The sequence below is a fragment of the Candidatus Neomarinimicrobiota bacterium genome, assembly GCA_017656425.1.
In the GTDB taxonomy this organism is placed as follows: Bacteria; Fidelibacterota; UBA2242; order UBA2242; family B5-G15; genus JACDNV01.
Map to the genome: position 1 here is coordinate 135,763 of JACDNV010000009.1, position 11,212 is coordinate 146,974.

Annotated in this window: 8 protein-coding genes; 6 read left to right on the forward strand and 2 right to left on the reverse strand. The window is 35.5% G+C overall.

Annotated elements, in window-relative coordinates; all coding sequences use genetic code 11:
* Nucleotides 1-101: 101 nt before the first annotated feature.
* A complete protein-coding gene (locus tag H0Z29_07955) occupies nt 102-242 on the reverse strand; it encodes a hypothetical protein (GenBank protein MBO8131432.1) in 141 nt (46 codons plus the stop codon).
* 90 nt (nt 243-332) lie between these two features.
* On the opposite strand from H0Z29_07955, the gene H0Z29_07960 reads away from it, so the two are divergent.
* The 4 genes from H0Z29_07960 (at nt 333) to H0Z29_07975 (ending at nt 6,706) form a co-directional block, all read left to right on the forward strand.
* On the forward strand, nt 333-2,222 hold the full coding sequence (locus tag H0Z29_07960; GenBank protein ID MBO8131433.1) for a KamA family radical SAM protein: 1,890 nt from the start codon (nt 333-335) through the stop codon (nt 2,220-2,222).
* 105 nt (nt 2,223-2,327) lie between these two features.
* Nucleotides 2,328-5,033, forward strand: coding sequence for a pyruvate, phosphate dikinase (locus H0Z29_07965; GenBank protein MBO8131434.1), 2,706 nt, complete (start codon nt 2,328-2,330; stop codon nt 5,031-5,033).
* Between the two features lie 110 nt (nt 5,034-5,143).
* Nucleotides 5,144-5,341, forward strand: a complete 198-nt coding sequence (locus H0Z29_07970; GenBank protein MBO8131435.1) for a zinc ribbon domain-containing protein — start codon at nt 5,144-5,146, stop codon at nt 5,339-5,341.
* Nucleotides 5,342-5,353: 12 nt separating this feature from the next.
* Nucleotides 5,354-6,706, forward strand: a complete 1,353-nt coding sequence (locus H0Z29_07975; GenBank protein ID MBO8131436.1) for an amidohydrolase family protein — start codon at nt 5,354-5,356, stop codon at nt 6,704-6,706.
* 2 nt (nt 6,707-6,708) lie between these two features.
* Here H0Z29_07975 and H0Z29_07980 read toward each other — a convergent pair whose 3' ends face one another.
* Nucleotides 6,709-8,466 (reverse strand): hypothetical protein, encoded by a 1,758-nt coding sequence (locus H0Z29_07980; protein ID MBO8131437.1) that lies wholly within the window; start codon nt 8,464-8,466, stop codon nt 6,709-6,711.
* 259 nt (nt 8,467-8,725) lie between these two features.
* Between H0Z29_07980 and H0Z29_07985 the strand changes: the two genes are divergently transcribed.
* Both H0Z29_07985 and H0Z29_07990 read left to right on the forward strand, forming a co-directional pair.
* Nucleotides 8,726-9,298: a 1-acyl-sn-glycerol-3-phosphate acyltransferase gene (locus tag H0Z29_07985; GenBank protein MBO8131438.1), complete on the forward strand. Its 573-nt coding sequence runs from the start codon at nt 8,726-8,728 to the stop codon at nt 9,296-9,298.
* Between the two features lie 811 nt (nt 9,299-10,109).
* Nucleotides 10,110-11,212, forward strand: a 1,103-nt coding sequence (locus tag H0Z29_07990; protein ID MBO8131439.1) for a WD40 repeat domain-containing protein, incomplete at its 3' end; no start/stop codon positions are given.

The following is an 11,212-nucleotide window of genomic DNA, read 5'->3' on the forward strand; positions in this document are numbered from 1 at the left end:
GTTTTTCTACAGGAACGGTTTGGATATCCATTTCCCTTCTGAAATTGTATAATATTTTCTCCCACAGCGATCCTTTGGATTGTCTTTTAACTTGTTATTGGCTATGATACTATCCATAGGATCCCTAATCGGTATAGTCCATGTTTTTTCTCCTTATCTGTGATTCTCTTTCCAAAAATCTCACAGAGCATAGCCTGTCCACGAGCTATGCTCTCATCACTCATTACCCTTAATTTAATCAATTCTATCGCACCACCATGTGCATGAACTTTCCCGATTATTTATAGACTTTATATTGAAATTTTGCCTAAAATTTTTTACCTTCAAAAGCTATGGGAAAACAGAATAAAAATTTAAATAAAATAATATTTGATAAGCAAAATCTTAAACATGCTAAACAATACAATATTACTCCGCATTTATTCAATGATTTAACCCGGGAGGATTTAAATAATTTATATCGATCTAATCCCTGGATTACAGAGATTTTTCGGTCATCTACTACAGTAAATATTGCTAGAGAGCGGTTATTCCAGTTTTTAAACAGAAGGGAAAGATTCCTTCTTTTACCGGAATGTGATTTGAGCCCGCTGGAGGTGGATATTGCTCTAAGTTGTATTAGAACATTGAAAAACATTATTTCTCCACTATATGAGGAAATCTCCGATTTTAGTGCTTTAAATGTGTTATATGATATATTCGATGGTAAAATTGATTCCAATGTGAAAGCTGGGTTTATACATGAATTTATACACTTGTTTAAAGGTATTTCGGGTAAATCTGGAGTTTATAATACAGAATTAAATAGTAAGACAAATTTTGATGATATGACTCCAAGAGAAGTATCACTTCTGAGATCAAAGGAGCTCGATAAGTTTTCAGAAACAATTAAAAATTATATTTCGATATATAAAAGTGGGCTTGAAGAAGAGCTAATTAAATTAAGGGTAAAAAGTAAGGAAAAGATATTAAAGTATTTTAAAGCTACGGAAGAAGACTGGCTGGATTATAGATGGCATTTAAAGAATGTAATTACGAAGCTTGACACTCTTGAAGATTTGATAAAGCTTGATTCCGATGAGAGAATTGCGATAAAACTTGCAAATAAATATAATATTCCCTTTGGGATAACGCCATATTATCTTTCTTTAATGGATTTAAATGGCAGGACGGAACATGATTATAGCATAAGGTCTCAGGTTATACCTACACTGGGGGTTGTGAAAAGGCTTTCTGAAAGGTGGAATGAGAGATTTTCAGCATTTGATTTTATGAAGGAAGCCTACACTTCTCCGATTGACTTGATAACAAGAAGATATCCCCAAATTGTGATATTGAAACCTGTAAGCACCTGTTCGCAAATATGTACTTATTGTCAGAGAAATTGGGAGATAAATAGTGTATTTGATAAAAACGCTATTGCTTCAAAGGTGAAGATAAGAGAAGCTATTTGTTGGATTAAAGAGAATGAATGTATAGAGGAAGTATTAATAACTGGTGGCGATCCTTTTATACTTTCTGATAATAGACTGGAAGAATTATTATCTCAACTGTCGAAAATAGATCATATAAAGCGTATCAGAATTGGAACTAGGATGATTGTCACTTTACCATATAGAATTACTGATAATCTTGTTAGAATTCTGGATAAATATCACATTTTTGGCAGAAGGGAAATAGCGATAGTCTCACATTTCGAGCATGTATCTGAAGTTACACCAGATGTAGTAAAGGCGGTTAAAAAAATTAGAAAGGCAGGAATAAGTATTTATAATCAGGAAGTTTTCACTTTTGCGAATAGCAGGCGTTTTGAATCAGTTGCATTAAGAAAATTATTAAAAATTTGTGGAATAGACCCTTACTATATTTTTAACACAAAGGGGAAGGAAGAAACCAAGGATTATATGGTACCAATTGCAAGGTTACTCCAGGAAAGAAAAGAAGAGGCACGGCTTGTACCTGGTCTTGATAGAACAGATGAACCGGTTTTTAATGTACCAGGGCTGGGGAAAAATTACTTAAAGTCTTTTCAGGATCATAAGGTAGTAATGATTTTATCAGACGGTAGTAGAGTTTATGAATTTCATCCATGGGAAAAAAATATTAAAAATACCGATGTCTACTACTATAAAGATGTACCTATATTTGATTATTTAATGAGATTAAAACATTTAAGGAACGAGGATATAGAAGCTTATAAAACAATCTGGTATTATTACTGAACGATAAATTAAGATTCTCGCTTCAAATAATAACTTGCAAAAAATCAGTTAAAACGATAAAATTGCGGTGATTCTTTTGATAATTAAAATAGGGAGAGGTGAAAAATGAGTAAATATGTATATTATTTTGGTGGTAGCAAAGCTGATGGTTCAGCAGGTATGAAGGAGCTTCTTGGGGGTAAAGGAGCTAACCTTGCTGAAATGACTAATATTGGTATACCGGTACCTGCTGGATTTACAATAACGACTGAAGTTTGTACCTATTTTTACAAAAATAACAGGTCTTATCCGGAAGGTTTGAAGGAACAGGTTATGGAAGCCCTTGCAAAAGTTGAAAAGGAAATGGGCAAAAAATATGGTGATGAAGATAATCCGCTTCTTGTATCTGTTCGTTCTGGTGCAAGACAGTCGATGCCCGGAATGATGGAGACGGTTTTAAACGTTGGACTTACAAGCAAAACAATCAATGGATTGATAAAACAAACAGGAGATGAGAGATTTGCCTATGATGCTTACAGAAGACTGATAATGATGTATTCAGATGTAGTAATGGAAAAAGCAGTAGGAGTAGAGCCAGAAGAAGGAAAAGCTATCAGGGTACAGCTGGAAAACGAAATGGATAAGATGAAAGAAGAAAAAGGTGTGAAACAGGATGTTGAACTTACAGCTGAAGATTTGAAGAAGCTCTGTGATATTTTCAAGAAAAAGGTAAAAGAAGTGCTTGGTAAGGAATTCCCGGATGATCCATATGATCAACTTTGGGGTGCAATTGATGCGGTATTTTTAAGCTGGAATGGGAAAAGAGCTGTATCGTATAGAAAAATTGAAGGAATACCTGACGATTGGGGTACAGCGGTTAATGTTCAGTCAATGGTATTTGGTAATATGGGTGATGATAGTGCAACAGGTGTCGCTTTTACAAGAAATCCTGCTACCGGGGAAAATAAATTTTACGGAGAGTGGTTGCCGAATGCTCAGGGAGAAGATGTCGTAGCTGGTATAAGAACACCATATCCATTGAATGAAGATTCCAAGAATCCCGAAAATAAAGATTTTCCTACACTTGAGGAAGCTATGCCAGATGTATATAAGCAACTTTATGAAATAAAAGATAGACTTGAAAGACATTATAAAGACATGCAGGATATCGAGTTTACAATTGAGAAAAGAAGATTGTGGATGTTGCAGACAAGAGTTGGCAAGAGAAATGGTCCTGCAGCAATTAAAATGGCTGTTGATATGTGTAATGAAGGATTAATTGATAAGGAGACTGCTATTATGAGAGTGAAGCCCTCTCAGCTTGATGAATTACTTCATCCGATGGTTGATCCTGCTAAAGAGTTAACCGCAGAAGTTCTTGCAAAGGGATTACCGGCAGGCCCTGGTGGAGCTTCAGGCCAGGTTGTTTTTACTGCAGATGATGCTGAGGAATGGTTCAAAAAAGGTAAAAAGGTGGTCCTGGTAAGGACTGAGACCTCACCTGAAGATGTCCACGGTATGCATGCAGCTGAAGCTATCCTAACCGCTCGTGGTGGTATGACAAGCCATGCAGCACTTGTTGCTCGTGGTTGGGGCAAGTGTTGTATAGTTGGTGCAGGGGAGATCAATATAGATGTTGAAAATAAGAGTATGATAGTAAGAGGACAGGTTATAAAAGAAGGTGAATGGATTACACTTAACGGAACAAAGGGTATAGTTTATAAAGGGCAGTTGCCGCTTGTTGAACCTAATTTAGAGACAAATGTAGAATACAAACAGTTGATGGAATGGGCGGATGAGATTAGAAAGCTTGGTGTCAGGACAAATGCTGATAGACCCGGTGACGCTGCCCAGGCGAGGGCATTTGGAGCTGAAGGTATCGGATTATGTCGTACAGAACATATGTTCTTTGAGCCAGCGAGAATTATGGCTATGCGTGAAATGATTGTCGCTGAGACAGTGGAAGATAGAAGAAAAGCAGTAATGAAACTTCTACCATACCAGAAAAAAGACTTCTATGAAATACTTAAGGTTATGGAAGGTTATCCAGTGACTATAAGGTTGTTGGATCCACCATTACATGAGTTTGTCAATCTGAATGACGAGCAGATAAAAGAGTTAGCAAAAGAGTTCGGCATCTCCTATGAAAGATTGAAGGCAAGAATTGACTCGCTCCATGAAGCAAATCCGATGCTCGGTCACCGGGGATGTAGACTTGGGATTTCTTATCCTGAAATTACTGAGATGCAGGCAAGAGCGATTTTTGAAGCAACGGCACAACTTGTAAAAGAGGGTCATGAGGTATTTCCAGAAGTGATGGTTCCTCTTGTTGGTATTTTGAATGAGTTTAAGAATCAGGCAGAGATTATTCATAGGGTAGCAAAGGAAGTAATGAAAGAAACAGGGGTAGAATTTAAATACAGTGTCGGTACAATGATCGAAATTCCAAGAGCCTGTATTGTTGCTGATCAGATTGCATCCGAGGCGGAGTTTTTCTCTTTTGGTACAAATGATCTAACTCAAACTACTTTTGGTTTTTCCAGAGATGATATAGGGACATTTTTACCAGAGTATCTGGAAAGAGGCATATTGAAAAAAGATCCATTCCAGACGATAGATCAAGAAGGTGTTGGCGAATTGATAAAAGTCGGTGTTCAAAAGGGTAGATCGGAAAGACCAGACCTGAAGATTGGTATATGTGGTGAGCATGGTGGTGATCCTGATAGTATCGATTTCTGCCATAGAGTTGGACTGAATTATGTGTCCTGCTCACCATTTAGAGTCCCTATAGCAAGACTTTCAGCAGCTCAGGCAGCAATACGGAATAAATGAACAAATTCCAGACCGAAGTTATTGAAAAATGGGGGGCAAATTATTGCCCCCATTTTGTTAATTTTAAGAGATTGTTTCATCAAACCTATGAATAGATAATGGAGATGATTATGCCTGTATTTGAATTTAGATGTAAAAATTGTGGGAACAAGTTTGAGGAGTTATTCTTAAAATATTCAGATGGAAATGATAAAATTGAATGTCCCCAATGTCATTCTAAGGAACTAGAAAAACTAATTTCAGCAGACACTGTTGGGAAAAGTGGGAATGATGATTTTAAATTACCAAAATGTAGTTGTGGATCGTAGAGATAAAAAATAATGATGGAAAAAACAAGACCTCTCATCATTTATAATGGACCAATGTTTGACGGAAAGGGCAATGTATACCAAGATGGGGCAGTATATGTTGAAAATGGTAAAATAGTTGAAGTAGGTAATGAAGAGGAAGTTTTTGAAAAGATTCCGAAAAGAATTGATATGGATTACTACGATGCAAGAGGGAGAGTGATTTTCCCCGGACTTACCAATTTACATCATCATTTTTATTATATACTTTCAAGAGGCCTGATGCAAGGAATGAAATATGGTGATTTGAAGTATAATCTTGAATCCTTCTGGTGGAAATTCGATTCTTCACTTACACCTGAAATTGTTCAGATTTCTGTACTTCTTAATTTGCTGGATTCAATAAGACATGGTGTTATCACTATATTTGATCATCATTCAAGTCCTGGAAATATTGAAAATATACTTGAAGTGATTGCCTCGGTAGCTAAAAGAGCAGGTGTTGATGTTGCACTTTGCTATGAAATATCTGACAGACATGGTAAGGATAATTTATATAAAGCTCTTGATGAGAATATAAATTTTTATGAAAAATATAAATATAGTAAAAATATAAAGGGTATGATCGGTCTACATGCAAATTTTACTCTTTCAGACGAATCTCTATATGAGATAAGTGAAAATATATCTGTCGATGATGTCGGTATCCATATTCACATTGGTGAAGATCAGATCGACCTAGATTATTGCCAGCAGATTGGATATAAAGGTCCTGTTGACAGACTAAATAAATTTAATCTTATCTCAGATAAGGCGATCCTTGCACATGGTCTTTTCTTAAGTGATGAAGATTACAAGATTTTAAAACAAAGTGGTGCTGTTACAGTATGTAATTCAGAGTCTAATATGAGGAACAGTTATGGTGTTTTTAATATTAAGAAATATAAAGATATTCCCTTTGGTCTCGGAACAGATGGTATAACATCGAGTATGCTTCATACACTGAGGGCAACATATCTGTCCCAGCGTCAATCTGGAACTGTTTCAGAAAAAATTATAAAGGTTTTGTCAAACAGTTTATTTAGGACAAACTCCGAATTTGCATCAAAGATATTTAGGAGAAAAAAAGGTGTTCTTGAGAAAGGTGCTCCAGCAGATATTGTGATTTTTGATTATGTACCGCTTACAGAGTTTAATTCTGAGACACTTTTTTCTCATGCTGCATTTGGTATGTATGATAGCCAGGCAATGGTTGTTTTTAAAGAAGGAAAAATTATATACGAGAAAGGTACGTTTTATACCATAGATGAAGAACTCGTTTTAGAAGAATCTAAAAAACTTAGTAAAATACTATGGGAAAATTTTAATAAAATAAAAAATTCTTAAATTTATTTTTCTTCCTTTAATCTCTGGGCTAATGAAACAATAAAAGATCCAGCTAATAGAGAAATAAGAAAGTCTATAAATCCTTGATAAGGCTTCGGATTTCTTATAGAAATGTTAACACTTTTGTTTTTAATTCTCTCATATAAACTACTTGCAAGGTTCTCTTCTACCCCTAACAATGATAGGAATTTTATATATTCATCTTTCGGATATAATTCCGAGAATCTAGCACTTCCCGCATTAAAGTATTTTTTAAAGTATTTTTCTCCAAATAACTGTATAAAATCTCTTGCCTTTTTAGGGTCAGATTTTATGTAGTAAGGTTTTATTCTTCTTTCCGTCAGCTGCCACCTGGCTTTGTATAATCTGACGATACCTACGATTTTTGCAAGATCATTATAAAGATTGAAACCTGTACACGCATAAGAGTTGTACCAAAGCATATGCATACCCTTTAGGCTACGGTTATAAATTTTTTCTGACAGTAATGCGTAGTTATGAGGTGGGTCCCACAGCTTATCACCGTACTTTTTGTGAATCAATCCTGATAGTACAACTGCGGAAAAGCACGTCCACCCCTCAATCTCGGGACCGATCATCCATGGATAATATTCAATTATTCCGTAAAGATAGGAGTATTTATACAGAATAAAGTTAATGGGATCAATATTTATGAAATTAGCTGAATCATTTTCTAAATATTCTTTATCGTTGAAATTCTTTATGACGTTTTCTGAGGGAATATTACCCACGATACTTCTGGGGAAAGTGGCGTGTAGTCCACCATGTCCTATGCCATAAATGGTTAATTCGTTGACATTGGGAGAGAGTCCGAAAGTTTCCCTTGACACTCTATTGGCAGCTTCTATTACTTTTAAAAATTTTATTCCAATATCTTTTACTCTTTCATCTCTGTATCTGAAGATTAAATCTCCTACTCTTAAAGTCTTTAGGTCAGTCTTTTTAGTTTTATGAGAAGGGAAAATAAAGTTGATAGAAGAACTTATCAGAATAAATGATAGAAGAGCAGCTGCTATCAAATATTTTTTCCCTGTTCTGATGACGATAGAACCAATCCATAATGAAGCAATTGGTAAGATCATTATAATAATGTTATTAGATTTTAAACCGAAAGGGAAGATAATTGTAATTAAGCCGAGCACCGAACCGAAAACAAATTGCCTTATTCTTTTTTCAGATAAATACTTTCTAAAAGCGAAGGTTGAGAGTAAAATCAGAGTGCCGGGACTGTAAAGCAAAGATATTAGATTCATGTGTAGAGGCATAAATTTAACTATGTCCTGTGGCAGTAATAGACCGATTGTGTAAATAAGCTGTATCAACCTTTTACTTTTTATCTCCAGTTCATCAATATTATCGAGAATCAGGTTAAAAACCCTGAATGTAAGAACAAAGCTAATAAATCTTATAATATTGGGATAATTAAATGCTTCTGAGAAAAATATCCCATCATAGAAATTGAATAGCAGGAGTCCAGCAGAAATTGGGAAAATTATTATGGATAAAGCTCTTGGAATTGTTTTGAAAATGACATCTGTCTGCAGTTTTTCTTTTTTTCTTGCTAATGTTGATATGATGAAAATTGCAATGGCTATGTCAAAGACAGATGGTATAGTTACAAACATTCTTGATGTAAGAGAAGCAGGGATTATTTCAGTATATACATCGTTTTTAATCAGGATAATTATAATAATCCTAATTACCAAAACTATAAGAGATAATAATAAATGTCTTGCCATTACCTCCTCATTATATGTTAATTACAATTTAATCTAAACTGATTAAAGTTAAAACTTTTTTATACTTTTTATTAATATAGTATAGAGTTAATTTTTGTTGTAATGTTTAATTGATAATATATTTATGTATAGGATATTGAGAAATATTATTTTATGGTTTAATGGGCTTTATATATTTTCTCTGATAGCCTTACTAGGGTTTGTTGGGTTACATTTTCTCAAACCAAGGCATTTATTAGGGCTTTTGAGAATTTTATCAATGGCTCTGTTATTTTTTATCGGAGTGAGGGTAAAAGTAAAGGGTTTTCAAAATATCGATAGAAATAAGAATTATCTTATCCTTTGTAATCATGAAAGTTTACTGGATGTATTCATCTGTGCCGGTTATATCCCTTTATATTTCGTAGCAATTGAACTTGACGAACATTTTTCCTGGCCTGTATGGGGGTGGTTAATAAGGAAATGGGGAAATATTCCGATAGCAAAAGGTGATATAAGAAAAGCAAAGAAAAGTCTATCTATAGCAATATCCGAGATAAAGAGTGGTAAGTCTGTAATAATGTTCCCTGAAGGAAAAAGGACTCTTGATGGCAGTCTTGGTGAATTTAAAAAAGGAGCGTTTTATCTTGCAAAAGATGCAGGAGTCGACATATTGCCTGTTGCAATAAATGGGCTATATAAAGTTAAAACAAAAGGCGATTGGAATATCAGACCCGGAACTGTGAAGTTCAATATTGGCAAACCTATACCGTATAAAAATTTTAAAGACCTATCCGTTGATGAACTGAAGGATTTGCTTTTTAAAGTAATAGATAGCTTAAAAAAATATTGAACATATTATATGGTTTAAATGGAGTATAACAATATTTTGTTTTTATTTACCTTGCGACGGCAAGTGTTAGTGAGGTATTTTGCTGCTGAAAAGAATTTTATTCATGAATGTGGGGTGGTGATTCTTAAATATCACTTGAACTTTGCAAAGCAGATTACCACGTCACCTGTTTTCTTGCTCATATCGAGGAAGCGGTAATATAAATTTATACTTGCTATCTTTATATCATAATATTTGAATAACTAATAAAGTTGCACTTAATTATTATAAAACTGTCACCTACTCGTGTTATACAAGCAATTTTAATACAGGATAGGCTCTATAAAAGGGGCGAAATGTCTGATTCGGGAACATAGTATACACTTTGATTACACATTTTACAATAATATGTTCTGAAAAGATCAAGAACTACTATTCTTACTAGCTCCATTATTTGAGGCTAACCCCATCACTTCCCTATATAAATTATCCGAAGGGTCTCTATAAGATAATTATTTTTCATATTTTTTCCCATAGGGATCCTTCGGATATTAGTTGGCAATATCTTACTATTATGGACTCTTCCTTTATCATATACATCAATACTTATCCGAGGAGAGACCTCTCGTTTAATTCTCTTCTATCAATCTCTCATCTGTTATCCTATTAATCTTTCTTTTCTCCCTCAATTACATTAACTTTACCAAATGTATACCTTGTGAATGAGCTGTACTGAAAGGATCGGAAAATTCTATTGGATTTAACCTATAAAATTTTAAATTTCCAAAAGAATGGCTGGATAGGAAAGAGTAATAATACATCGGAGGTTATCATGATTTCCCGGTGGTTTAATGGGGTTAAGAATTTAACCTCTATAGGGGTTTTTATAATTCTTTTTGCAGCAATCAGTTTTTGCCTTCCCCAGGAAGCTGAAAACGACGAGTGTTTGAGGATATTTGAAGGTCACAACTTCTGGGTGGAATCTGTGGTCTTTTCTCCGGATGGGAGGTATATAGTTTCTGGCTCGAGGGATAAGACGATAAAGCTCTGGTCTGTAGGGACTGGTGAGTGTTTGAGGACGTTTGAGGGGCACAAAGACGTTGTGTTATCTGTAGCTTTTTCTCCGGATGGGAAGTATATAGTTTCTGGCTCGGGGGATAAGACGATAAAGCTCTGGTCTGTAGGGACTGGTGAGTGTTTGAGGACGTTTGAGGGGCACAAATTCGTTGTGTACTCTATAGTCATTTCTCCGGATGGGAAGTGTATAGCTTCTGGCTCGTGGGATAACACGATAAAGCTCTGGTCTGTAGGGACTGGTGAGTGTTTGAGGACATTTGAGGGGCACAAAAACTGGGTGTACTCTGTAACCTTTTCTCCGGATGGGAAGTGTATAGCTTCTGGCTCGTGGGATAACACGATAAAGCTCTGGTCTGTAGGGACTGGTGAGTGTTTGAGGACATTTGAGGGGCACAAAAACTGGGTGTACTCTGTAACCTTTTCTCCGGATGGGAAGTATATAGCTTCTGGCTCGTGGGATAAAACGATAAAGCTCTGGTCTGTATGGACTGGTGAGTGTTTGAGGACGTTTGAGGGGCACAAAGACGTTGTGTTATCTGTAGCTTTTTCTCCGGATGGGAAGTATATAGTTTCTGGCTCGGGGGATAAGACGATAAAGCTCTGGTCTGTATGGACTGGTGAGTGTTTGAGGACGTTTGAGGGGCACAAAGACGGTGTGTTATCTGTAGCTTTTTCTCCGGATAGGGAGTATATAGTTTCTGGCTCTAGAGATAACACGATAAAGCTCTGGGCTTTTCCCTATTATGAGATGAAGGTAAAAGAGCTACTGACTTACAGGGAACGTACTATTAGAAAACTTGAAGAAGAGAAGCAAGAAAAAATAGATTCTCTTTACCGTAAGGGTGAGTTTGAAACTAT